The sequence below is a fragment of the Sphingopyxis sp. 22461 genome (genome assembly GCF_052044915.1).
Taxonomy (GTDB): Bacteria; Pseudomonadota; Alphaproteobacteria; order Sphingomonadales; family Sphingomonadaceae; genus Sphingopyxis.
The window spans coordinates 1-23,155 of the sequence record NZ_JBQENY010000021.1 but is presented as its reverse complement, the minus strand read 5'-3'; the positions used below and the strand labels follow the sequence as shown (position 1 = coordinate 23,155).

Below are 23,155 nucleotides of genomic sequence, written 5' to 3'. Positions count from 1 at the left end.
GTAAGCGATGTTTTCAGGCCACGGCGGTCCAGGGCATGAGGTTGCGGACGGCATTGGCGGGATGCCCGTTGGCGAGCTTGGTCAGTATTTCGGTCAGCCAAGTGTGGGGGTTGAGACCGGAGAGCTTGCAGTTTTCGATGAGCGTGGCGATGACGGCCCAGTTGTCTCCGCCTTCATCAGAGCCTGCGAAGAGGGCATTTTTGCGGTTCAAAGCGAGGGGGCGGATCGACCGCTCGACGGCATTGCTATCGAGGTCGACCCGGCCATCGTCGAGGAAGCGGGAGAGCCCGTCCCAGCGAGTGAGCGCGTAGCGGATTGCTTCACCGATCTTCGCTTTGGCGCTGACCTGACGGCTGCGGGCTTCAAGAAACCGACGCAGATCGTCGATGATGGCGCGGCTGCGCTCGCCCCGGGCTTGTTGGCGCTGTTCGGGCGGCGCACCTCGCACCTCGTCTTCGATGGCATAGAGCAAGGCGATGCGGCGCAGCACCTCGGTGGCGACCGGCGATGTGTCGGCGAGCTCGTAGAACTTGCGGCGCACATGGGCCCAGCAGAAGGCGAGCCGAATCTGCTGACGCCGCTTCGCCAGCGCGGCATAGCCGCCATAGCCGTCGACCTGCAGGATGCCCGCGAAATCGCCGAGATGGGCTTCTGCCCGCTCAGCCTTGCGGTCGGCGGCATAGACATAGGCGACCATCGGCGGATCGTTGCCGCCCCAGGGGCGATCATCGCGTGCATAGGCCCATAGCTGCCCGGTCTTGGTCCGCCCGCGTCCGGGATCGAGCACCGGCGCCGTCGTCTCGTCGGCGAACAAGCGTTCCGATCTTCGCAATCGCTCGAGGATGTGATCGCGCAAGGGGCGCAAATACCATGCCGCCCGGCCAACCCAGTCGGCCAGCGTCGAGCGATCGAGCTGGATACCTTGCCGGGCATAGATCTGTGTCTGCCGGTATAGCGGAAGATGGTCGGCATACTTGGAGACCAGCACCTGCGCGATCAGCGCTTCGGTCGGGATACCGCCCTCGACGATCCGCGGCGGTGCCGGGGCCTGCACGACCGCACCCTCGCATGAACGGCAACCGTAGCGCGGGCGGCGGGTGACGAGGACACGGAAGGTGGTCGGCACGACATCGAGGCGCTCGGCGACGTCCTCGCCGATCTGATGAAGCGCGCCGCCACAACAGACACAGGTCTTCGTCTCGACATCGACGATCTGTTCGACCCGCTCCAGATGCGTCGGCAGCGAACCCCGGTTGGTCTTCCGCGGCCGCTGTGCCGGAGCCCCGCTTGCCTTGTCGCGAGCGTGTTCGGCCGCGGCCAAGGCCGTCTCGACTTCCTCGAGGGCAAGCTGGAACTGATCGGGATCGAGCTGTTCGGACCGGCGGCCAAAACGGTGACGCTGCAGGGCGTCGATGATCGCTTGTAGACGCTCGACCTCGGCTTTGAAAATCTTGAGCGCATCGAGCTCGCGAGCCTGTTCGAGGACGAGCGCGCGAAGCGCTTCAACGTCATCGGGAAGGTCGGCTTCCATGAGCATGGAAGCAGTGAATCAGCATGGGAAGGCCGCGTCAACCGGCAATCTGCGGAGCGATCGGGCGGCGTCCGCCATGCACTCGGCGCCAGTCCAGACCTTCCAGCAGAGCGCCAAGTTGTGCCGCCGTCACACGCATCACGCCGTCCTGAATCCCCGGCCACTTGAAGCTCCCTGACTCCAGCTTCTTAGCCATCAGGCACAGGCCGGTTCCATCCCACCAGACCAGCTTGATCCGGTCGGTCCGCTTCGCCCGAAAGACGTAAATCACCCCGGAAAAGGGATCGCCGCCATACTCGGCACCGACCAACGCCGCCAACGCGTCCGGCCCTTTGCGGAAATCTACGGGCCGCGTTGCGATCATGACGCGGGCGCCAGCGCCAGGCCCGATCATCGAGCCGACCGAAGGGCTTGCACCACGGCAGCAGCCAGATCGGCCTTGGCCGTTCGCCCAATCCGGATCACGGCACCATCGATCTCCACTTCTATCGCGACATCGCTGCGTCGGGCGTTGTCGGCGACCACCGGCACGAACATCGGCTCCGCATCCATCGAGCCACGCTGGGCTTCCAGCGCGTAACGAAGCTCGCGGCGCCAGGTGTAGAGCTGGGAGGTCCGGATATCGTGCCGCTGAGCAAGCGCCGTCAGATTATCGCAATGCTGCGCTTCTGCGACGATCGCCAACTTCTGCTCCACGGTCCACGATCGGCGTCGACCGACCGTCCCACTGAACACCTCGAGGCGCCGGGCCGGCTCCGGACTAACTCCAGTGCGCGTGTCCAGTCCGGTCGTTAGCGTCGCGTCGTCCATATCCCCTCTGGTCTGCCTCAATCACGAAACCAAACAAGGTGGGGCCCGAACATCGCTTACTGGCGTTGATCATAGGTGGCTCAGACAACAAGGTTCACACATTGCTCATTCTGCTCGTTCCATGACTCCGGGTCTTAGATAAGACCAAAATTCCGCGCAGCGAATGCGGCTTCGGTGCGGTTGGCGCTGCCCAGTGCGGCGATCACGGCCGCGACATGCGCTTTGACGGTGGCAGGCGAAAGGCACAGCGCCCGGGCGATTTCCTTGTTCGATTTGCCGGTCGCGATCATTTGCAGCACTTCGATCTGGCGCCCGGTCATTTTTGAAAAATGGGCGTTTGCGGCAAAATTCGGTGACGTGCCATTTGCCTGATGGGGCCTGCCGGTCAATTGGATCATCCGCTCGGGCAGGTAATGACCGCCAGCGAGGATCAGGCGCACGGCCAGTTCCAAAATCGCGGGGCTGGACACTTTTGGTATGAAGCCGGCGACACCAAGCGCGAACATGTCGAGCAGCAACTGGTCGTCCTCAACACCCGTGACCACCAATATGGGAGAGTTAGGGGTCGTTTCTCTGAGACGCCGGATTCCGTCGACAGGGGCCGCTCCCGGCATCCCCAGATCGCACAATATCAAGTCGGGATGAGCTTTCGCAGCCGCCCAGGCGGACGGGAAGTCACTGGCAAGAAGAATGTCGGTGTCGGGCCATGATAGTTGCACACTGCCTTTCAATGCCTGCAACATCATTTGGTGATCGTCGCAGATCAGGCAATTGTTCATAACGCAAGCTAGGCAGCTGCTCCTTGCAACTCAAGAAAAAAGGCCGCCCCTTGCTTCCAGTTCGGATCAAGCCCGGCTGTGCCGTTCATCAAAGCCATGGTCCGCTGTACCGACGCCAGTCCCAATCCAAACCCGCCGCGCACCTCGTCGCCATGATTGCTGCCCTGGAAATAATCGTCGAACAGCGATGCGATATCCCCGGGCGCAATTCCCACGCCATCGTCGATGACCCAGATGCGAATGGACGAGCCCTGCCGCCGCGCGCCAATCAGTAGTCGCGTCGACTGCGCGTGCCGCAATCCATTGTCGACCAGATTCAGCAGCGCCCGCTCCAGCAATTCAAAGTCGGCGACGGCGCGCAAGCTGCTGGGCAGCGCATGGATGGCAACTTGCTGTTGCGCCGCCATGGCTTCGGCCAGCGCCGCCGTCCGGGCGATCGAATGGCCGACGGTCAGTTCGGCGAGGGTCGCGGTGGTCCCCGCGGATTCAAGCCGCAGATGCTCGATCATTTGATGCAGTCGCCGTTCGATCAGTGAAAAGGCCGCCTCGGTGTGCATGGCCGCCCTCGCTCGCCGTACCGGGTCGGTGCCGCGCACAACCTGATCGAAGAATAGCCGTGCCGATTGCAACGGCTGGCCGAGGTCATGCGACGCCGAGGCCAGAAACCGCCCTTTCGCGTCGCGCTGCATCTCGGCCTCGATGCGCGCCGCTTCGGCAATCGCATGAGCTTGCGCCGTCTGCCTGATGGTCTCGGGAAAGACTTTGCTCAGGAAAAACATGATGGCTGCAAACAGCAGGACGAACACCATGATGACACCATTGAACAACGGCGTCTGATAGTCGTAGACGGTGAGGATCGAGCCCAGCATCGCGATGATCGCGAACCTGTTGACCGCGCTATGTTGCGGCGCCGAGATGATCGTGATGGACAGATAGGCCATGACGAAGATGGTCATCAGCAGATGCAGCGGTTCCGGCGCATGCGGCATAAATATCCAGATCATCGCCATGATGATCAAAACCGTGCCGGCCAGCAGGGTTTTGCCGATCAGATTCCAGCGCCGGATCTCCTCCGCCCGCTCGGGCCTGACCCGATAATGGACAAAAATGGAGATCAGCCAAATGCTCATGAAAATGATCGTGACGACGCGCCATGACCGCATCGTGATCGGCGCCACATAGGGCGCGAAAAGCACCGACATCGAATAAAATGCCGCGGCAAGCCCCGTATAGCGCAGCAAGCTGGCCAGCAGCCCGATAGGATAATGCTCCGCCGCCGCCTCGATCTGACCATCGCGTTGCGGCGCGCTGTCACGATCGGCGCCATCCGTCCGCATGGCCGCACCGGGCTTGAAAAGGGGCTGTCTGTCGTCGGCCATGACCATCAATCTCGCCGCGATCCTGCGCCGGCGCAAGGGTTGTAGGCCATCTGGCTATCGCATCGGCCATGTGGACAGGCCATTTGGCCGATGCGCCGCACGGCGGTGGTTTTTATCACCTCAGAGGGAAAAATTGCAGGGCGGCATTCCGCCTTCGACCTTTGAGGAGTGCATCATGATCAGGATTCCAAAGCTATTTCTGGGCAGCAGCGCGGCGGCGATCATCTTCGCAATGGTGGTGCTACCGGTCCCGGCGTGGGCCGACTCAACACCCGAGTGCAACACCAACGACAATCCCGGCCCCGATGGTGTCGCAGGCACCCCCGACGATATCGAAGGCTCGACCGAATGCGGTGCCTTCAGCTTCGCCAATGGGAGCAACAGTACGGCAGTCGGCGCCAGCGCCGTCATTTTCGGGAACGACAGCACGGCCATTGGAGAAAGCGCATCGGTGAGTGCCGAAAACAGCGTCGCCCTGGGACGAAAATCCGAGGCCGATGAAGACAATGTCGTTTCGGTCGGTTCCGTCACCATGAGGCGGCGGATCACAAATGTCGCCGACGGCACCAATTTCTCCGATGCGGTCAACGTGGCCCAGATGAACGAGGGCGATTTCATCGCGCAACGCGATGCCCAAGCGTATACCGATACACGCGAAACGCTGATCCGGACCGACATGGCCGCCGGCGATGCCGCGACGCTGGATGCGGCGAACGGCTATACCGACACACGCGAAGCCGCGATCCGCGCCGATGTCGCGTCAGCCGGTGCCGCCATGCTGGCTGATGCCAACGCCTATACCGACACACGCGAAGCCGCGATCCGGACCGACATGGCAACCGCGGACGATCGGATCGAAGGGCTGGCAAATGGCGCGCAGCAGACCGCCGATACGGCGATCGTGCGCGTGGATGCGCTCGGTGCGAGCGCCGCGAACGCGCTCGGTGGCGGATCGGCATATAATGCGGCGACCGGCACCGTCTCCGCCCCCAGCTATATGATCGGCGGGCAGAGCTTCAGCAATGTCGGATCGGCGTTTGATGCTGTTGATGCCCGGCTTTCTGGCCTTGATTTCGATATCCGTCGGCTCGATCGCCTAGTCGGGCGCGGGGTGGCAATTGCCACCGCGATGGCCTCGATCCCCCCGCTCGACGGCGACAACAAGATCGGCATCGGCGTTGGCACCGGCACTTATGATGGTCGCTTTGCCTTTTCCGCTGCGATCATCGGGCGGGTGAGTGACAATGTCCAGTTCCGGTTGAATGCCGGGACCACCGGCAGTGGCAAGGTTGCCGCCGGCGGGGGCATGACCCTCGGCTTCTGAAGCTGGTTCAGCCGGTTTTTACAACATCAGAGAATGAATTTTGGGGGCGGCATTCGGCCGCCACCATGGAGGAATGCTGATAACCAGAGCATCGAGACTTCTTACCGCTGCCGCGCCGCTAGCCCTTGCCATGGTTGCGATCTGCATGCTGCAGACTCCTGCGCTGGCCGACCTCTCGCCTGAGCGGCTGCGGTAAGAGCAACGATACGGCGGCTGCGCCGGCCGGGACGGTGAAGCGCGAAGCAGGCAACTGGATGACCGACGTCAAGCTGGTCAGGTTCGAGATGCCGGGCGTTCCTGATAATGTGAAGGACCAGATGTCGAAGCAGTTCGCGGCCGCCAGCGGCGCCGAACAATGCCTGACGCAGGAACAGGCAGACAAGGAGGATATCGCCGGTGCGCTGTCGAAAGGCTATGGCGAGGCCTGCACCTGGAGCAAGAACCGGATCGGCGATGGCAAGATCGATGTCGCGGGCAGCTGCACACAGGGCACGCAAAAGGTCGAACTCGCCCTCGCAGGAACCCTCTGTGCCAGGAAGACCGACGTTCTCGTCACCTCGAAGGGCAAAACGCCGATGGGCGGCGGCGACATGGAAATGCAGATGCAGGTCACCAGCACCAACATCGGCCCCTGCAAGGGCTGACCTTCTCCGAAACATGAAACAAGGAAGGGGGCGTGGCGAAAACCGCGCCCCTTTTCAAAAGGCCGACGGGAGCCCATATCCCCTGCCTAACGGCTCCGAAGTAATCTCCAAAAGTGGGCGGGGCCGAGAGTCCATCACCGCCCACACTGGTCGACTACAGCCGATCCGCTTTTGAGAAATCTAAGTGAGGAAGCGGACATTCTTCTCGCGCGTTCGCACTCTCTCGGAACCGCGTGGGCTTGGTCTATTCTGACAGATGCACGCGGTCGCGGCCGTCGCCCTTGGCTCGGTAAAGTGCACGGTCGGCGCGATCCATCAGAGCCTGCAGATTTTCATCTTCCCTCGCAATCGCGACCCCGAAGCTTGCCGTCGGGCTTGCCTCGCCGGACATAATGTCCTGGGCGGTTTGCTTGAACGCCGTCCTGATCTCTTCGGCTAGCTGGTGCGCGGCGACCGGCGCGCCTGAGGGTAGCATGATCGCGAATTCTTCACCGCCCAGACGCGCGATAATCGCACCTCCGGGCGCTTCCTCCTTCAGGACGTCCGAGAAATGCCGGATGACCAAATCACCGCTGCTGTGACCGAACAGATCGTTGATCGATTTAAAATGATCGAGATCGCTGAGGATGATCGCCGTCGGCTTTTCGGCCGTCTGCCTCGCCATTGCTCTGAGCGCGCGAGGTTCGAAACCGCGGCGATTGAACAATCCCGACAGAGTGTCGATCAGCGCATCGGACTTGATGCCGTCCATCACGTCGCTAGCGATAACCGCAAGGACCCCAACCGCCGTCATCGCGCAGATGAGCGCGTCGGAAATCGAAACCACGAGCCAGTACGAACCCTCGAATCGCTGACCAGTGGCGCCTGATGCAATCAGGAACAGCGGCCGAAGAAGATAGCCGGCGAAGGAGACGAGCAGTAAACCGAGAAGCACCTGCTCCACCGGCGTACGGCGCGGCGCCCTTGCAACATCCAGCAGCATCAGGAGGCTGAGCATAGCCAGCCCGGAATTGAGGATGATGACCCGGGCCAGCAGGTTCGGATCCATGAATTGATAATAGTGGAGCGGTCCCAGCGTGAGCGCCCCGATAGCAAGGAGAGCACCGTAGCGAGGCCGTTGCCCGCGCCGATTGGACAAACCGATGGACAGCAGCATGATCGCGAACAGCAGGAAGATGTTCGCCGAATAGCGCAAAACCGGATTTTCCAACGAGAAGGCGAAGTAAAATATGCCGAAACACAGCGACCTGATCGCATACGACAGCCCGAATACCCGAATATAATGCAGAGACCGGTTGTTTCGCCAGATCGCCAGCAGCGCGATGCAGAATATCGCCGCCATGCTCGTGTTCAAAATTCCTATGACGTTATAATAATTCATACACCCGACCAATGGCGAAATTCGGATCCCCGATCCGGTTGATCGGAGGGGATGCTATAATCCGGGTAAAGGTCAGGTGAATACCGGAACGATAGAGCAGCAACTCGCTCAACATCCTGTGAGATGTTTCCGCGGACCCAAGCTCATTGCACAATGGCCGATTGTGGTCAGGCGGCTTTCGGGACACGAGGCCTCGATAGCTGACACTCGCCAGCGGCAAATTGGCTATCCACTATCTGACGATATTCTCTCTCCCGTTTAGGCGAGAACCTAGAAGAGCCAAGGTCTACATGCGAAGACATCGGTCCGTCTGGACGCGTCATGCGCAGCACAAAAGGCCCGGCTGTCTAAAGGAGAACTTTTAATTCTGTACATGAAGCGAAAGCCGGGGACTATGGTACACTCTGGTCTCAACTTGGGGGCATTCACATGCGCGCTTCTTTGCTCCTGCACCACGTCCCGCCAGGCGGGCTGTGAGGCAGGTCGATGGCACTCAAACTTCACACGTGGACGCGCGTCACTCGCATTGAACTCCAGAATCTTGCGGTAAACATCGGAAAAGCCGCGATTGCCGACATTAATAATTGGCCTGATTCAGGTGAAGGTCGCGCGGTCAAAGCTGCGACCGAGCGGATGATGCGACTGCTGGATTCCACACTCGATCGGAGCGGCCTCGACTATGCTTTCGGTAATCTGCACGAGGTGGTGCACGAACTGAAAGGCATCGAAGCCAACAGCTATTTCAGAAACCGTATTTCACGGCAGAGACATGTCGAGAAGGGCGGCGGCGTGCGCCCGTTCGATGAGATCGTTGCCGATCAAATCGCTCGATTCAATAGATTTGTCCAAGATAATCGCCCAACGTTGGACAACGATCTGGGTAAGTCCGAACCGATCTCTGACGATAGATCGCCGCCCACGGTCCGCCGTGCACGCGCCGGTGCGGTCGAGGAGCTTTCTCGCATAACGCCGGGACAGCAAGCCGGTCCGCTTCAGTTTGAGATTCGAGACGGCGTTTTGCGTATAAAGGAGCAGACGGCGTTTGCCGTGCCCGAAGATCGCGACAATGTGGCACACGCCCGCCGCGCGCTGGAAGACAGCGCAGACGCGCTTCTCGTCGCACTCTCCGAATCCAATTGCGACCCTCGCCTGATCGAAGCGGTCGAAGAAATTCAGAAAATCATTGTATCGGGGGCAGATGTCATCCGGCTGGGCTTGGTCAACTTCACTTGCGACCACCTGTTTATACGCTTCGCCGAGGAAATTCCGGACGTCGCCGCTGCACGGTTTCAGGGCTTCAGCATGGGTATTGGGCTGTACGTCGCCCAGTTTCCGGAATGGCTTCGCTTTACCGAAAATGCGGCCAAAGCTGATGTCGAGGCCGACGACGTCAACCGCACCTTAGCCGTCGGGCACGCCTTGATCCCCGAGCTCCGCTCCGCGACAGGCTTGATCGATCCGCAGGTACCGAAATCGATCGAGCTGATTTTGGAGGCTTTGCGCAATCCCAACCAATCTTCGCGGCGTGCGCTCTACGGCGCTATCCGAACGTTGGAGAACTTGTTCGCAAAGATATTCGCTGGATTCGGCGGGATCATTGGGTCCGTCTCGGACGGTGTCAACGCGGGAACGAAGCGCGCTACCAGCATCATAGTGACGACGGGGCTGCTTGTTGGGGCAGCGCACCTGGCCGCTAGCCTATCCCCTACCGCTGAACGCGTAGTAAAAGCAAATTGGCTAAAGCACGCAGCCGAACTGGTTAAAAACGGACTTAAAGAAGCGGAGTAACCGCCAGCGCTTTAGCGATGTTAAGTGGCATCGCACCTGGCCGTTTGCGGTCAGGCTGCTTTCAGGGGTAGATCTCAAGAAGCGGACATTCCCCCGTCACTCCTATTAGAAGGCCGAAATCGAGGGGATGCGGGCATTCATCAGAAGGATGCGAAATGCCTAGGAGCGGACGCTGACGGTGAATAGCTGATTTTCCGGCCGCCCACCGACAGTATGATCTGCTCTTCAGGCCGGCAGGCCATTAGCCTGATCGAAATATCTCACCGCATAGAGCTTTGTCGGAGGAGAGTGCGGTGCGCGGATGCTTGATCACTTTTGGATTGATGGTCGCAGGCGTCGCGCTTCTGATTGCCGCCTATGGCTATGGTCTACTCGGCGTGGAACGCTATCGCTACAAAATGACTGTTGAGGTGGAGACGCCGCAGGGGCTTAGGAGCGGTTATGCAGTGCGCGAGATTGCAATTCGCACGCCGCCGCCGATCCCGATGCTCGGTGAGGATCGGGGAGGTGTCGGGGTCACAGGTGAGGCGGTGGCAGTCGATTTTGCATCGGGAAAGACCCTGTTCGCTTTATTGGCAGATGCAGACGGCAGCTATGAATTCGGCGGTCGCGACGTCCATTTCATGTTCAGAGAACTGACCTCCGGCAAGCAAGGTGATGCAATTGAACTTTGGCCGGACAAACCCGTCACTCGGCGGCCCGCATTGGCAAACCCTGTTCCTGCGCTCGTGACATTCAAAGATATGCGCAATCCAAGAAGTGTCGAGCTGGTCGATCCCCACGACCTAACCAAGGGCTTCGGCCTTGGATACCGCCTCAAATCCATCACCATAGAAGTTACCGACGAGCCGATAACCAAGGCGATCGGAAAGCGTCTTAGCGAAGAATTTTTCGGCGACTGGGCCAATTTCGGGTCGAGCATCGCGCATTGCCGCCAGCTGGATCACCCCTATTTCCGCCAACTGGCTACCCGCATCGGCAGAGCAAGCTTCCGACAGCCGGCCCCTCCCGCCAGTTTCAATGCAGGCGACCCTCGCGAAGACATGAAGCAGAGAAGCTTGATGGGCGCGGTTCCGTGCGAACAACTCATCCCGGGATATTCGGGTGGCCCACTTCGTCGCATGTTCGATTCCCCCGTATTCCAGCACAAACCCGTGGTCCGCGAGGGCCAAAAACAACGCCCCGAACTGGCGCGATGGACACCCGGTCCCACGCCGCTCACCTCCAACTGGACGGGCGACCTTCGCTTGCTGGACGGCTGCATCGCGGTCGGCTCGAGGCAAATGCTGCTGCTATTCCCCTACGGCGAAGGAGAGTGGAACAACGCGCGGCAAACATTGTCCTACGACGGAAAATCCTACGCCGTCGGCGACAGGATCAGCCTCAAGGGCGACACCATTCGCCTGTTCGTCGACGGCGGCAAGGCGGAATATCAGTCCGACTCTGCGGATTTGGGCAAGCATGATTTCCGTTCGTGCAACGGCTATGAGATATTCCGCGTTGACAGTTATGCAAACCAGATGCGGCTGCACTCCGGAGCGCTTGCTCGCTAAGCTGTCTACCCCGCAGGAGACTTTTTCCCTGCCCCTTGCGGACCGAAACTAAAACCGCTTGGTCTGGCCGATTTCGGACTGGCAGCTTTCAGGCGGTGAACTTGGAGAAGCGGACGTTCGAAACCGGTGGGCGAGGTTGGCAGCTCGCGACCGTTTTCGGTCATCGCTTTGGACTGGCGGGATTGTTAAAAGTAGGCGCTCAAGATGACTTGAGTTAAAAGGAGCGACGATGATCGAGCACCACGGCAGCTGCCATTGCGGGGGGGTTCACTTGGTACTGCGCGACGAGCCAACCGAAGTCAGCGAATGCAATTGCTCGATTTGTCGGCGTACTGCCGGACTGTGGCACTATTGCCGGCCGAAGTCAGTCACGGTCGAGGGAGAGGGAGTAGCCTACCAGCAGGGTGATCGCGCACTCGACACGTGGCACTGCCAAGCCTGTGGCTGTACGACACACTGGACGCCAACTGATCCCAATTACCAGCGCATGGCAGTCAATCTCAGGATGTTCGAACCCGATTTATGGCGCGATTTGCCGCGTCGTCTTGTTGATGGCGCGTCTTACTGAAAGGATTTGAGCCATGTCGCTCACGGTCTCGGGTAAGGGTGCGGGTTCCGCGTCGTCTGGCTACTGGAGGAAATGGGGTCGCCTCTTTGGCTGATCAATGATCTCCCCACCCCATTTCGGCTGTTGGAGGCACTAACTGTCTCGCCAGTCATCGAAACCGCCGACTCTGGCCGACCGCTGCCCGGCAGAACACCTTTGCTTGCAGCGCCGCAAGTTTGTCCCCTAACATCAACCACAAGACGAGACCCGACCTCCACTGTTTGAAGACGCGAAGCTGGGCCTCAAAATTCTGACGACGGACCATATCCATGTTGATGCAAAGCGAACCCGCAGCCCCGCCGAAAGCCCCATTCAATCCGCGCCGTTTCATCGTTCTAGCCGCGCTGTGGATGACGATAGGCGCATTTATCGGCTTTATCGTCGCTGGCGCGAACGGGGTGGCACCCGATTCATGGATACCGTTCGTGGTGATCGGATTTATCGCGGCAAGCTTCCTGTTCAGCGGCGTGTTCGTGGCGGGCTTAACGCGCAATCTGAAGCCGATGCTCGAGGCCGGACAGGGCGGCGTCGCGAACCGGGTTCTCGAGTCCGCCAAAGGCGGAACTTCGCATGGTGGACGCGTATTGGCGCGTGTCGGCAAGCTTGAAGAGGCAGGGCTGACCGTTTCGAACTTCAATCACATGTTCATTTTCACGCTGACGGTTTTTCCGGAACATGACGCCCCCTACGAAACGGTGATCCGCCAGTTTATCACGATGGGCGAGCTTCCCAATTTCTACACTGGACGCTTTGTCGTGTTCGTCGAAGATCCGGCGAACCCCGGCTATGGGGTCATCGAAAAAGACCCGCCCGAGGATTGGCAGCAGAAAGCCGCCGAGCCGCCCCTCGCCTACAAGACGCAAAAGGCCGAGACATCCTATCCCGACAAAGGCACGGGGTTGTTCGGCGGCGAGCTCAATCTGTCCGCCCGGATGTCACCGGTTCGGTTGATCGCCAATTTGATCGCGACGTTGGCCTTCCTTGTGCTTGGTTTTTTGGCTCCCTTCGCCCTCGTGACGGGCGGGATCGAGACGGTGACGACATTTGTGCAGGACTTGCCGAAAACGATCACCGGGCGCGACGACGGAAATTTCGGTCAGGAGAAGCTGCGCAAAGCCTATGATCGCGCATTAGCCTATGCCGGCAACCGGCGAATCCATCGCATGAATATCTACAAGGACTATGTGAAGCTTACGGTCGAAAATCCCTCCCTGGAAAATGCCTATGACGACGTCACCATGCGCGGCGCGGTCGTTGATTCCCGTCCGGACGCGACAAGTGCTACAATCAAACCCGAAGAGACTTTCCGCGGCTACGATACGAAGTTCGCGACGCTGGAGCATGCGCTGGGCGATGCGCTGATGCGCGGCGACAAAAATCAGCTGTCCTACATCGGGTTCAGCAATCGATCGGCAATCTCGACGATAAGGATCAATGGCACATCCGGCATCACGATAGATGAGAGGAAATTCATTGTTGTCACGATTGGATTCGACAGCGATTATGGCTCGACGTCCCGAACATATGATGCCGCGACCGGACAGTTTTTGAATTAGGTCCCACCGTCATTATGCCCTCGAAGATGCGCATGCACGTCAGCATCGATCATCATGTTGATGCCTCTGATATCGATGCCAAGGGCATGCATGACTGGCACTATGAGTACGACATCTATCGGTTCTCCCGAGGCTGGAGGAGCTTCGTCGCTCGGGGGTATACGGACGAACCCGGGGAAATCGCGTTCCTGTCATGCGAAGTGAAGGTTTTTGGCTTTTACCGGCATCGGCTTCTCAGCTCTGCCGACCTCAAATCATCGCTATTCGGTGCCGCGGTTGCGCATCTGCAAGGCCTTGGCATGACCTCTTTCGATCGATTGACCAACACCGGCTATGTGTCGATTGAAGATCCAGATCTGGCCGGGGCAACCGAGCAGTTACGGGTCTCTCGCCGGCCCAAGCTTTGAAGGACGACCCGGCTGCCGAGGCTGTGAAGACTCGAAAATGAGCTGTGCGCAAATCGCTCCGTTGCGGATATTTCAGTCGCACCGAGCCAGCTTCCCTACCGCCGGGTCTGGCCGCTTGCTGACTGGCTGCTTCTAGCAAATGAAATAGCTAAAGCGGTCTTTCAATCTGCGTGTTCACGAGAACCAGGCCGCATAGATCGAGTTCGCTGCAATTGCGCGTCATATCCCGAATATGCGTGCGGCATTGCCGCCCAGAAAGGCCGACCGCGATCCGGCATCGAGACCGAGTTCGTCCAGTCCTTCGAGCGCCTTGGCGGGTTCGATCATCGGATAGTTCGTCCCGAACAGCAGCTTCGACGCGCCGTGCCCGCGCAAATAATCGAGAAGCTGCGGCGGGTAGCGCCGCACCGTATAGGCCGAGGTGTCGATATAGACATTCTCATGCTTGGTCGCGACCGCGATCGCCTCGTCGGTCCAGGGATAGCCGATATGGCCGCCGACGATCATGAGTTCGGGAAAGTCGAGCGCGACCTGGTCGAGATAGATGGGCCGGCCGACCTCCGAGGGCATCAGCGGCCCGGTGTGACCGATCTGCGTGCAGAAGGGGACGCCGACCTCGATGCACGCGACATAGACGGGATAGAAACGCCGGTCGGTCGGCGGCGCTTCCCACAGCCAGGGCAGAACGCGGATCGCCTTGAAGCCAAGCGTATCGACGCAGCGGCGTATCTCGCGAACCGCCTCCATCGGGCGCGAGATGTCGACCGATCCCACCCCCACGAGACGATCGGGCGCCTCGGCGACGAACGCGGCGACCTCGTCGTTCGAAATCATCACATTGCGCGGCGCCACCCAGGCGCTGATCAGCATCTTGTCGACCCTGCCGCGGTCCATCGCCGCCACCGTCGCCGCCACGGGAAGCGCCTCGCTCGGCGCCTCGCGCCGCGTCCAGCGGCGCAGCGAATCGAAGATCGAATCCTGGCCGTGCCGCAGCGTCGGATGCTGTCCCCAGGCGTCGATGATCATGGCAATCTCCCTTCCGGCTTGCTACCGCTCGTAGCCGGAGCATCACTCTGGAGCAATACTCTAATGACAGCCGGTGACCGTATCCGTGCCGCAGCGCTTGCCCTGTTCGACAGGGACGGGGTCGAGCGCACCAGCGTCGCCGCGATCCGCGCGCGCGCCGACGTTTCGAACGGCAGCTTCTTCCACGCATTCCCCACCAAGGACGCGCTCGCCGCCGATCTATATCTGGCGATAGTTGCCGACTATCATGCCGCTTTTGCGACCCCGCTCGGAACAGAACGCGCCGCGCCAGACATGATCGCCGGCCTGCTCGAAGCGCATCTGGATTGGGTTGCCGAGGAACGGCCAAAAGCCAAATTCCTGTTCGAACAGGCACGCGCCGAATGGCTGGCCTCGGTGCGCGAGAAGCAGGCGGCGGAAAATGAGCGCTTCGCCGCCGCGCTGGACGGCTGGCGCCTGCCCGCCGTCGATGCTGGCGATCTGGTTCCGATGCCGGCCGCGATGTTCATCGCCCAGCTGATCGGTCCAGCGCAAATCCTCTGCCGCGCATGGCTCTCCGGGCGATCGTCCGCCGACCCCCGAACCCATCAGATTCTGCTCGTCGAAGCCGCGGTCAGGGCGCTCGCCCGCTGAACCAATATGGTCTTCCAATGGCGATCCCGAACAGGACGTAAGGGCGATTGGCCGGACCATCCGCTCGGCGGCGGCTAAGGGGTCGAGCAGACACCCCATAAAGGCATCATGACCCGATACTGCCCGCCAGCCGTTCAGCAAATCGCTCGCGCTTGAACGTATCGGCGATCCAATCGACGAACGCGCGCGTCTTGCCGGGCAGCAACGTGCGCGACGCGAAATAGACCGAGATCGCGCCAGCATCGGCATACCAGCGAGGAACGAGCCGCACGAGCGCGCCGCTTTCGAGGTCGGACATCACATCTGGCATCGCGAGCAGCGCGGCGCCCAAACCAAGCCGCGCGGCCTCGCGCATCGCGGCGGGATCGTTGACCACGATATCCTCGCGCAACATGACCGCGGCCTCGGCCCCTTCGGCATTGCGCATCGTCCAGTGGCGAATGCGCCCCGACTGGAGCGACCGCATGACGATGCCGTCCAGCGCCGCCAGGGCTGCGGGCTCTGTGGGAGCGACGCGGCCCGCCATATAGGCTGGCGACGCAACCGCAACGATGTGCGCGGGCGCCAGCGTCCGAGCGACGATCCCCGGCGACAGGTCGAAACCGCCGCCGATCGCCGCATCATAGCCCTCCGCGACAATGTCGACCGCGCGATTCTCGAAATGCCATTCGGGCCGTATACGCGGATAGCGCGCGAGGAACCCGGGCAACATCGGCAGGATGTGCATCATGCCGAAGGTCGGCGCCATGCTGACCTTCAGCACCCCCGCCGGCTCGCCGCTGTCGGATGCGATCCCGGCGATCGCCGCCTGAATATCCTCAAGACTTCCCGATATTGCGCTGCGGAACGCTTCCCCCGCTTCGGTCAACGTCAGCTTGCGCGTTGATCGATGAAAGAGCCGGACGTCCAGATTGCGTTCGAGCATCGCGACATTGCGACTGACCGCCGCCGGGGTCAGCGCCAACCGCCGCGCCGCTTCCGAAAAGCTGCCCAGCTCGGCGCTGCGAACGAAGGACTCAAGATTGGCGAGCGTTTCCATTTTCAATCAATAGTTGAAGATATAGCAAATCATTCCCGGCTAATCGAGCGGCAAACTTCAGTCCATCTTGGCTTCACCCAACCAAAAGGAGTGAAGACCATGACCAAGACCAACCTCACAGGCAAAGTCGCCCTCGTCACCGGCGGCTCACGTTCGATCGGCGCCGCCATCGCTCGCCGCCTTGCCGCCGACGGCGCCGCCGTCGCCATCACCTACAGCGCCTCGCCCGATCGCGCCGCCGACGTCGTTGCCGAAATCGAAGCGGCCGGCGGAAAGGCTATCGCTATTGCCGCCGACGCCGGCGACCCGGACGCCGTTCGCGCCGCGGTCGTCCAGACCGTCGAAGCCTTCGGCGGCATCGATATCCTCGTCAACAATGCCGGCGTCGCGGTGAATGCGCCGATCGAGGATTTCCGTTTCGAGGATTATGAACGCATGCTCGCGGTCAATGTCACCGGCGTCTTCGTCGCGACGCAGGAAGCCGCGCGCCGCATGAAGGCGGGCGGACGCATCATCCACATCGGTTCGTCGATGACCCGCTATGCCGCCTTCCCTACCGCATCGGTCTATACGCTGACCAAGGGCGCGATCACCGGTTTCAACCGCAGCCTCGCGCGCGACCTCGGCCCCAAGGGCATCACCGTCAACACGGTGCATCCCGGCCCAACCGACACCGACATGAATCCCGCCGATGGCCCGGTCGCCGCGATCGTCGGTCCGGGCATGGCGATCGGCCGCTATGGCCAGCCTTCGGAAATCGCCAGCGTCGTCGCCTTCCTCGCGAGCGACGAAGCCGCCTTCGTCACCGGCGCCGACATCGTCGCCGATGGCGGCCTCACCGCCTGAGACTCCAGACAGAAAGGAATAAATCCATGTCGAGCATTGGCATCATCGGCGCCGGCAATATCGGCCGCGCCATCGCCGCCGCCCTTGCAAAGAACGGCATCCCGGCGACGCTTTCCAACAGCCGCGGCCCTGAGAGCCTCGCCGACATCGTCGCCGAGATCGGCGCCACTATCACCGCTGGCACGCGCGAAGAAGCTGCGGCCCAGGACATCGTCTTCGTGGCGGTGAACTGGTCGAAGCTGCCCGCCGCGCTCGGTGATCTTCCGGGATTCGGCGGCCGCATCGTCGTCGACACGAACAACCCGATCGAGGCGCCGCTGTTCAAGCCCTTCGACCTCGGCGGCCGCGGTTCGTCCGAAGTCTTCGCCGACATGGTCCCGGGCGCCCGCGTGGTAAAGGCATTCAACCACCTTCAGCCCCATCTCGTCGCCGGCGATCCGGCCAGCGAGGGCGGCAAGCGCGTGCTCTTCTACTCGGGCGACGATGCGGGCGCCAAGGCCGAGATCGGCGCATTGATCGACCGGCTCGGCTTCGCGGGTGTCGACCTCGGCTCGCTCGCCGTGGGCGCGCGGCTCGTCCAGTTCCCGGGCGGACCGCTTCCCGCGCTCAATCTCGTCAAGTTCGACTGACGAACGGATATCGACGGCGGGTCGGCGTTGCCGCCCCGCCGTCTCCCGTACCCGGCCGGCTGCCGACGAACCGCTCGGAGCGGCGTCCCGGCAAGCATTGAATTCCGTCTCGCTTCGTTTGGCCGAGCGCCATCGGCCGACCCGGACGACCCCGACCGCGGGCCTTCGCAACGACGAACGGTTCACCGCATCCGACGCCCGCCTGCAAGCCTTTGTTAACTCTGTTCCGGCAGATTTCCAGTGGGGGGCATAAAGCGGCGCAGACCGCGCGAATGGAGAATTCGCAGTGCTCGAATATGAAAGACCGGCATCGGTCATGGGGCCGCTGGGCCGGATCACGATCGACGATCTGCCGTCTTCGTCCACGGCGCACTGGGTCGGCCGCCGCAAGGCCGAATTGCTGGCCGCGATCGATGGCGGATTGCTCAGCGAGCGAGAGGCCTGTGAGCGATACCGGTTGAGCGCCGAGGAACTGGCTGCCTGGCGGCGTTCGGTCGATCGCGCGGGGATCCCGGGCCTTCGGGTAACCAGAATCCAGGAATATCGTAATCGGTTGGTCAAATGACCGATCGATGCCGGGCGTCCCCACACGCTCGGCATCGGCAGGGCGGCGCGGGCAGACTGGTCCCTCTCGCGCCGCCCTTTTCAGTTCAACGGCATTTGACTTCGCCGCGATCGATGGCTCGGCCAAGCAGGCCCCCGCCCGCCGCGCCGATGATCGTGCCTACGGTCCGGTCGCGCCCGCCGTCGAGTTCGCGTCCGACAAGCGCGCCGACCGCTGCGCCGATGATCAGACCCGTCGTGCCATTGTCGCGGCGGCAATGGTAGCGCCCGTCATCGCCACGCCAGATGCGGTCGTTGTGCGAAAGGCGCCGCGGTTCATAATAGCGGCCCGAGCTGTCATACAGTCCGCGATCCTTCGCGCGCTTCCCGTGCGCGGGCGCCCAAGGAGGCGGATCGGCGAACGCCGGAGCAGATGGAATGGCGAGAGCCGCGAGAACGGCAGCGGCAAGAAGCTTCTTCATGGCTGATCTCCTGTAACGACGGGAGTTTCTATAATGGCCGACCCGAACAACCGCTGAACGATATTCGCTCGCCGCCGCGCCGAACTTGTGTCGCAGGCCGGGCAGGTATCGCTGATGCATCGATATTTTCTGGCTCGATGGCGAGGGAAAAATCGTCGCGCGTCGGGATGTCCCGCGCCCGTTCCGGGTGCGGCGAAGCATTAGAAAGAAGCACGCTTTGAGCTTCCCATCGTGCAAAGTGTGATGTCGCCGCCACATCGTGAGCCGACGCCTCTGCTTCGCAACGCCAAGGCGCGCGTCGGTGAAGCCCGCCCGCATACTCATGGCTCCTCAAGCTTCGGTCGGCGACCTTCCGATCGCAAAATGTCGCTCGACAATTCCGCATCGGGAAACCGGGGCGTGGCCGATCGTGCGATGAGCGGCCCCTCTTGAAACCGGAAAACGCGTTCCTAATTTTTCGGAGCCGGATGCCGATTCCGGGTCCGGCTGGACATAGAGAGCGCCGGCTCTCCATATCGGCGCATCTCATGCCCAGATTGCTTCAGTAAGGAGGATTTGGAAATGAGAACCAATTTTGACTTTACGCCCTATCGGCGTTCGACGGTCGGCTTCGACCGCCTGTTCGACCTGCTCGAGACCGAGCCCCGCGGCGACGTCGCGGAAGGCTATCCGCCGTTCGACATCGTGAAGGACGGTGAGGACAGCTACCGCGTCACGCTCGCGATCGCGGGCTTTCGGCCCGAGGAGATCGAGGTGATCGCGCAGCAGAACCAGCTCAGCGTCACCGGCAAACGCGCCGCGAGCGACGGCAAGGACGCCTATCTGCACAAGGGCATCGCGATGCGCGACTTCGAACGGCGCTTCCAGCTCGCCGACTTTATCGAGGTCGGGGACGCGAGCTTCGAACACGGCCTGCTCAGCATCGAGCTCAGGCGCGTCGTTCCCGAGGCGATGAAGCCGCGCAAGATCGCGGTCGGCAACGGCCACCCCGTCGCCGACCGAATCGAGGCACCCAAGGACAAGGCGCGCGCGACGGCCTGATCCGACAGAAAAGGCTTCGCCGGCGCCAGCCCGCAAGGAATGGCGGCCGGCGGGCCATGCCTTCCACCCTCATGCCAGAAAGGAGATGAACCATGGCAATTCGTGATCTCATTCCCTGGAGCCGGCACGAGAACCGGCTTCCCGTGCCCGTGCGCGCCGAGCCCGCGCAGGACCAGTCAGGCCATCCGCTGCTGTCGCTGCACCGCGAGGTGAACCGGCTGTTCGACGATGTCTTTCGCGGCTTCGGCGTGCCCGCATTCGGCGGATTCGAGCGCGCAGCCGGCTGGCCGCACATCGAACTCGCCGAAACGGGCAAGGATATTCGCGTCACCGCCGAACTTCCCGGCCTCAGCGGGGAGGACGTCGAGATCAGCGTCGAGGATGGCGCGCTTACCCTGCGCGGCGAGAAGCGCTCGGAGGTCGAGGACAAGGATCGCGGCTATTCGGAGCGGAGCTACGGCCGCTTCGAACGGCGCATCGGCCTGCCGCGCGGGATCGACCGCGAACAGGCGAGCGCGACCTTTGCCGATGGCGTGCTCACCGTCACCCTGCCGAAGACCGAGGCGGCGAACGAGACGGTTCGCCGGATCCCGATCAATGCGCGGGCGGCATGACGAACCGGTCCGGGACTTCGGTCCCGGGCCGATCGCCAACGGCAATGTCGCGGGCCCCGACTGGCGGTGTTATCCGCCCGGCGCCCGCGCGATTCTCGAACCGGTTCCGTCCCCGCCCTATCGTCGGCCGGGCGCGTCCGGATGGCGGCTCCGCTTCGCGCCGCGCTGGCGATCGGAGCTCGACCCGCTGACCGGATGGACGGGAGGCGGCGATCCGCTTGCGACGATCGAATTGCGTTTTCCCGACCGGACGGCGGCCGAGGATTATTGCCGCCGGCAGGGGCTGTGCATCGCGCGCGTCGATAGCGGCGTGCGGCGTCCGATCCGTCCGCGGCTATTCGGCGACCCTCCGCCAGTCCTTTGCTGTTCGCCCACCGGACCCCACGCGCTGTGCTGCGGGCGATACCCGGTCGCGCGCGATCCACGCGGCGGCGGGGATGAGCTCGCAATGGCCGGCTGACGTCGGGCGCGGGGCTATTCGCGGAAGGGCATGTCATGACGATCCGGTCGCTTTCGGGCGCGGTCACATCGACCTGGCCGCGGTGGGTGCCCGCCGCCGGCCTAGCGGCGCTTTGGCTGCATCCCGAGCGGGCGGATGCGATCGCGCTGGCGCTGACCGGCGCGATCCTCGTCGGCTGCATCCTCGCGGCGGTCCATCATGGCGAGGTCGTGGCGCACAGGGTCGGCGAGCCCTTCGGCACCTTGATCCTCGCCGGCGCGGTCACGATTATCGAGGCATCACTCATCCTGTCGATGATGCTGAGCGGGTCGGCAAACCCCGCCCTGCCCCGCGATACGGTGTTCGCGGCGATCATGCTCATTCTCAACGGCGTCGTGGGCGGCTGCCTGCTCGTCGGCGGCATCCGCCACGGCGAGCAGCGCTTCGTGCTCGAGGGCGTCAATGCCGCGCTGTGCGTGCTGGCGGCGATGGCGACGCTGGTCCTGGTTCTGCCGGGAATAACATCAAGCGCCGGCGCGCACCGCTATTCGGCGCCGCAGCTCATCTTCACCGCGATCGTGTCGACGCTGCTCTACGCGACCTTCGTGTTCGTCCAGACCGTTCGCCACCGCGACTATTTCCTGCCCGAAGGCGTGGACGCGCTTGCCGGCGACGCGCATGCCGCGCCGCCGAGCGCGCGCAGGGCGGCAGCGTCGCTCGGCTTCCTTCTCGTCGCGCTCATCGGCGTGGTTCTCCTCGCCAAGACGCTGGCCAAACCACTCGAAACGGCAATCGCCGCCGCGCTGTTGCCGCGCGCGCTCGTCGGCGTCGCGATTGCCGCGCTCGTCCTCGCTCCCGAGAGCCTCGCGGCGCTCCGCGCCGCGCGGCGCAACCGCCTGCAGACCAGTCTCAATCTCGCGCTGGGATCGGCGCTTGCCACGATCGGGCTCACGATCCCGACGGTCGCGACCGCGGCGCTCGCCATGGGCTGGCCGCTGTCGCTCGGCCTCGACGCCAAAAGCACGACATTGCTCGCGCTGTCGCTCGGCGTCGCGATCCTGTCGTTCGGAACCGGCCGAACGACGATCTTGCAGGGCGCGGTGCATCTCGTGCTGCTGGCCGCCTATATCTTCACGATGGTCTTTCCCTGATCGCCGGGCCGGTTTCCCGTGGCCGCGGCCAGCCCGCGGGCGGCGGCGACCGGGACATCGGCCGCGCCCGGCCGGCGCCCCTGCCCCTGAAAGCGGCGCAGACGACGCCAACGCTGCGCGCTCACCGGATCGAGAATATATCGCTGGCCGCACACCATTCGGCCGGCCCGACCAGCTGCGGATGCGCGACCCGGACCGAATGGAGCGCGGCGGAGATCTCGCGCCGCCAGTGATCGAGGAAATCGAGGAGCACCGGGAAGTCGGGCGCGAGATCATAGTCCTGCCAGACGAAGAGCTGGAGCAGCGACGGCGCATCGGGGCGATAATAATGCACCTCGGCCGTCGTCAACCGATAGCCTTCGAGCTGGGCCGCCAGGGCGCGATCGCTCATGACCCGGGCGCAGGGTGCTCGCTGCCGCCGTCGAGCGAGCGCAGCGCCGCGAGCACATCGTCGACGGGGACCGCGCGCCGGGCGCCGGGCGGTTTTCTGAGCGAGGGCTTGTTACGGACCGCCGATCGATCGGATGCCCAGGATGCGAGCAGTGCGCGCTTGACCTCGGGCTCGAGGCTCGGGTGACGCGCCACCTCGAAGGGGTGAAGAAAACGGGAAAATGGCTCGGACATGATCGTGCCTCCTTCCTTGTCGCCATTCCTTTCTCGTCGTGCGGTGCAGTGCCGCGAGAACAGATTTTGGGAACGAAGCGAGTCGAGTCAAGAGGTGTCAGCCCCTTGACAAGCGGCATTTGTTTCTCGCTTCATCAAGCTCTGAAAAATTTTCGCCGGACCTCTTGAAGCGAAAAATATCGCTTCCTAGCTCATCGGCGCCGCGCGTCACGGACAGGCGCGCCGGCTTATCATATCGTTATGCAACATGGAGGTTATGCATGCATTTCCGTCCCTTGCACGACCGTGTGGTCGTCCGCCGCATCGAAGCCGAGGAGAAGACCTCGGGC

Annotated in this window: 26 protein-coding genes and 1 pseudogene; 16 read left to right on the top strand and 11 right to left on the bottom strand. The window is 62.3% G+C overall.

The window, feature by feature from the left end; all coding sequences use genetic code 11:
* Positions 1-13 precede the first annotated feature (13 nt).
* The 5 genes from tnpC to ACTJI5_RS22830 form a co-directional block, all read right to left on the bottom strand.
* Positions 14-1,537, bottom strand: a complete 1,524-nt coding sequence (tnpC, locus tag ACTJI5_RS22850) for an IS66 family transposase (RefSeq protein WP_440859285.1) — start codon at positions 1,535-1,537, stop codon at positions 14-16.
* A 31-nt stretch (positions 1,538-1,568) separates the two neighbouring features.
* The gene (gene tnpB, locus ACTJI5_RS22845; protein ID WP_440859286.1) at positions 1,569-1,895 is read right to left on the bottom strand and encodes an IS66 family insertion sequence element accessory protein TnpB; all 327 of its coding nucleotides are present in this window, start codon (positions 1,893-1,895) and stop codon (positions 1,569-1,571) included.
* A 26-nt stretch (positions 1,896-1,921) separates the two neighbouring features.
* Positions 1,922-2,341, bottom strand: coding sequence for a transposase (locus ACTJI5_RS22840; protein ID WP_440859287.1), 420 nt, complete (start codon positions 2,339-2,341; stop codon positions 1,922-1,924).
* 134 nt (positions 2,342-2,475) lie between these two features.
* Entirely contained in the window at positions 2,476-3,120 is a 645-nt protein-coding gene (locus tag ACTJI5_RS22835) for a response regulator transcription factor (RefSeq protein ID WP_325541890.1), read from the bottom strand.
* 8 nt (positions 3,121-3,128) lie between these two features.
* Complete coding sequence (locus ACTJI5_RS22830) at positions 3,129-4,499, bottom strand: sensor histidine kinase (RefSeq protein WP_440861954.1); 1,371 nt, start codon at positions 4,497-4,499, stop codon at positions 3,129-3,131.
* Between the two features lie 175 nt (positions 4,500-4,674).
* Here ACTJI5_RS22830 and ACTJI5_RS22825 point away from each other — a divergent pair, with 175 nt between their 5' ends.
* The gene (locus ACTJI5_RS22825; RefSeq protein WP_440861953.1) at positions 4,675-5,823 is read left to right on the top strand and encodes a YadA-like family protein; all 1,149 of its coding nucleotides are present in this window, start codon (positions 4,675-4,677) and stop codon (positions 5,821-5,823) included.
* A 230-nt stretch (positions 5,824-6,053) separates the two neighbouring features.
* A complete protein-coding gene (locus ACTJI5_RS22820) occupies positions 6,054-6,467 on the top strand; it encodes a DUF3617 domain-containing protein (protein ID WP_440861952.1) in 414 nt (137 codons plus the stop codon).
* 244 nt (positions 6,468-6,711) lie between these two features.
* Here ACTJI5_RS22820 and ACTJI5_RS22815 read toward each other — a convergent pair whose 3' ends face one another.
* Complete coding sequence (locus tag ACTJI5_RS22815) at positions 6,712-7,848, bottom strand: diguanylate cyclase (protein ID WP_440861951.1); 1,137 nt, start codon at positions 7,846-7,848, stop codon at positions 6,712-6,714.
* Positions 7,849-8,334: 486 nt separating this feature from the next.
* Here ACTJI5_RS22815 and ACTJI5_RS22810 point away from each other — a divergent pair, with 486 nt between their 5' ends.
* From ACTJI5_RS22810 to ACTJI5_RS22790, 5 genes are all read left to right on the top strand, one after another.
* Complete coding sequence (locus ACTJI5_RS22810; protein WP_440861950.1) at positions 8,335-9,636, top strand: hypothetical protein; 1,302 nt, start codon at positions 8,335-8,337, stop codon at positions 9,634-9,636.
* 305 nt (positions 9,637-9,941) lie between these two features.
* The gene (locus ACTJI5_RS22805; protein ID WP_440861949.1) at positions 9,942-11,189 is read left to right on the top strand and encodes a hypothetical protein; all 1,248 of its coding nucleotides are present in this window, start codon (positions 9,942-9,944) and stop codon (positions 11,187-11,189) included.
* A gap of 229 nt (positions 11,190-11,418) precedes the next feature.
* Positions 11,419-11,757: a GFA family protein gene (locus tag ACTJI5_RS22800; RefSeq protein ID WP_440861948.1), complete on the top strand. Its 339-nt coding sequence runs from the start codon at positions 11,419-11,421 to the stop codon at positions 11,755-11,757.
* A gap of 308 nt (positions 11,758-12,065) precedes the next feature.
* The gene (locus ACTJI5_RS22795; RefSeq protein ID WP_440861947.1) at positions 12,066-13,352 is read left to right on the top strand and encodes a hypothetical protein; all 1,287 of its coding nucleotides are present in this window, start codon (positions 12,066-12,068) and stop codon (positions 13,350-13,352) included.
* A 32-nt stretch (positions 13,353-13,384) separates the two neighbouring features.
* On the top strand, positions 13,385-13,759 hold the full coding sequence (locus ACTJI5_RS22790) for a hypothetical protein (protein ID WP_440861946.1): 375 nt from the start codon (positions 13,385-13,387) through the stop codon (positions 13,757-13,759).
* A gap of 219 nt (positions 13,760-13,978) precedes the next feature.
* Here ACTJI5_RS22790 and ACTJI5_RS22785 read toward each other — a convergent pair whose 3' ends face one another.
* Positions 13,979-14,785 carry an amidohydrolase family protein gene (locus ACTJI5_RS22785; RefSeq protein ID WP_440861945.1) on the bottom strand — a complete coding sequence of 269 codons (807 nt, stop codon included), beginning with the start codon at positions 14,783-14,785 and terminating at the stop codon, positions 13,979-13,981.
* Positions 14,786-14,848: 63 nt separating this feature from the next.
* On the opposite strand from ACTJI5_RS22785, the gene ACTJI5_RS22780 reads away from it, so the two are divergent.
* A complete protein-coding gene (locus ACTJI5_RS22780; protein ID WP_440861944.1) occupies positions 14,849-15,418 on the top strand; it encodes a TetR/AcrR family transcriptional regulator in 570 nt (189 codons plus the stop codon).
* A 106-nt stretch (positions 15,419-15,524) separates the two neighbouring features.
* Here the strand turns inward: ACTJI5_RS22780 and ACTJI5_RS22775 are convergent, their stop codons facing one another.
* A complete protein-coding gene (locus ACTJI5_RS22775; RefSeq protein ID WP_440861943.1) occupies positions 15,525-16,457 on the bottom strand; it encodes a LysR substrate-binding domain-containing protein in 933 nt (310 codons plus the stop codon).
* 99 nt (positions 16,458-16,556) lie between these two features.
* Between ACTJI5_RS22775 and ACTJI5_RS22770 the strand changes: the two genes are divergently transcribed.
* The 3 genes from ACTJI5_RS22770 to sciP all read left to right on the top strand — a co-directional run bounded on the left by ACTJI5_RS22770 (position 16,557) and on the right by sciP (position 18,497).
* Positions 16,557-17,303, top strand: a complete 747-nt coding sequence (locus tag ACTJI5_RS22770; RefSeq protein WP_440861942.1) for a 3-oxoacyl-ACP reductase family protein — start codon at positions 16,557-16,559, stop codon at positions 17,301-17,303.
* Between the two features lie 26 nt (positions 17,304-17,329).
* Positions 17,330-17,932, top strand: a complete 603-nt coding sequence (locus ACTJI5_RS22765; RefSeq protein WP_440861941.1) for an NADPH-dependent F420 reductase — start codon at positions 17,330-17,332, stop codon at positions 17,930-17,932.
* A gap of 286 nt (positions 17,933-18,218) precedes the next feature.
* On the top strand, positions 18,219-18,497 hold the full coding sequence (gene sciP, locus ACTJI5_RS22760) for a CtrA inhibitor SciP (RefSeq protein ID WP_440861940.1): 279 nt from the start codon (positions 18,219-18,221) through the stop codon (positions 18,495-18,497).
* A gap of 85 nt (positions 18,498-18,582) precedes the next feature.
* On the opposite strand, the gene ACTJI5_RS22755 is transcribed toward sciP, so the two are convergent.
* Complete coding sequence (locus ACTJI5_RS22755) at positions 18,583-18,957, bottom strand: glycine zipper 2TM domain-containing protein (RefSeq protein ID WP_440861939.1); 375 nt, start codon at positions 18,955-18,957, stop codon at positions 18,583-18,585.
* A gap of 561 nt (positions 18,958-19,518) precedes the next feature.
* Here ACTJI5_RS22755 and ACTJI5_RS22750 point away from each other — a divergent pair.
* From ACTJI5_RS22750 to ACTJI5_RS22735, 4 genes are all read left to right on the top strand, one after another.
* The gene (locus ACTJI5_RS22750) at positions 19,519-19,998 is read left to right on the top strand and encodes an Hsp20 family protein (RefSeq protein WP_440861938.1); all 480 of its coding nucleotides are present in this window, start codon (positions 19,519-19,521) and stop codon (positions 19,996-19,998) included.
* Positions 19,999-20,090: 92 nt separating this feature from the next.
* A complete protein-coding gene (locus ACTJI5_RS22745; RefSeq protein WP_440861937.1) occupies positions 20,091-20,612 on the top strand; it encodes an Hsp20/alpha crystallin family protein in 522 nt (173 codons plus the stop codon).
* Entirely contained in the window at positions 20,596-21,072 is a 477-nt protein-coding gene (locus ACTJI5_RS22740; RefSeq protein ID WP_440861936.1) for an NADH dehydrogenase ubiquinone Fe-S protein 4, read from the top strand. The genes ACTJI5_RS22745 and ACTJI5_RS22740 overlap by 17 nt, the downstream gene beginning before the upstream one ends.
* 35 nt (positions 21,073-21,107) lie before the next feature.
* Positions 21,108-22,202 carry a calcium:proton antiporter gene (locus tag ACTJI5_RS22735; RefSeq protein ID WP_440861935.1) on the top strand — a complete coding sequence of 365 codons (1,095 nt, stop codon included), beginning with the start codon at positions 21,108-21,110 and terminating at the stop codon, positions 22,200-22,202.
* Positions 22,203-22,323: 121 nt separating this feature from the next.
* Here ACTJI5_RS22735 and ACTJI5_RS22730 read toward each other — a convergent pair whose 3' ends face one another.
* Both ACTJI5_RS22730 and ACTJI5_RS22725 read right to left on the bottom strand, forming a co-directional pair.
* Complete coding sequence (locus ACTJI5_RS22730; RefSeq protein WP_440861934.1) at positions 22,324-22,593, bottom strand: usg protein; 270 nt, start codon at positions 22,591-22,593, stop codon at positions 22,324-22,326.
* Positions 22,590-22,826 (bottom strand): hypothetical protein, encoded by a 237-nt coding sequence (locus ACTJI5_RS22725; RefSeq protein ID WP_440861933.1) that lies wholly within the window; start codon positions 22,824-22,826, stop codon positions 22,590-22,592. The genes ACTJI5_RS22730 and ACTJI5_RS22725 overlap by 4 nt, the downstream gene beginning before the upstream one ends.
* A gap of 260 nt (positions 22,827-23,086) precedes the next feature.
* Here ACTJI5_RS22725 and ACTJI5_RS22720 point away from each other — a divergent pair.
* Positions 23,087-23,155: pseudogene (locus tag ACTJI5_RS22720) on the top strand (co-chaperone GroES); the annotation flags it as partial.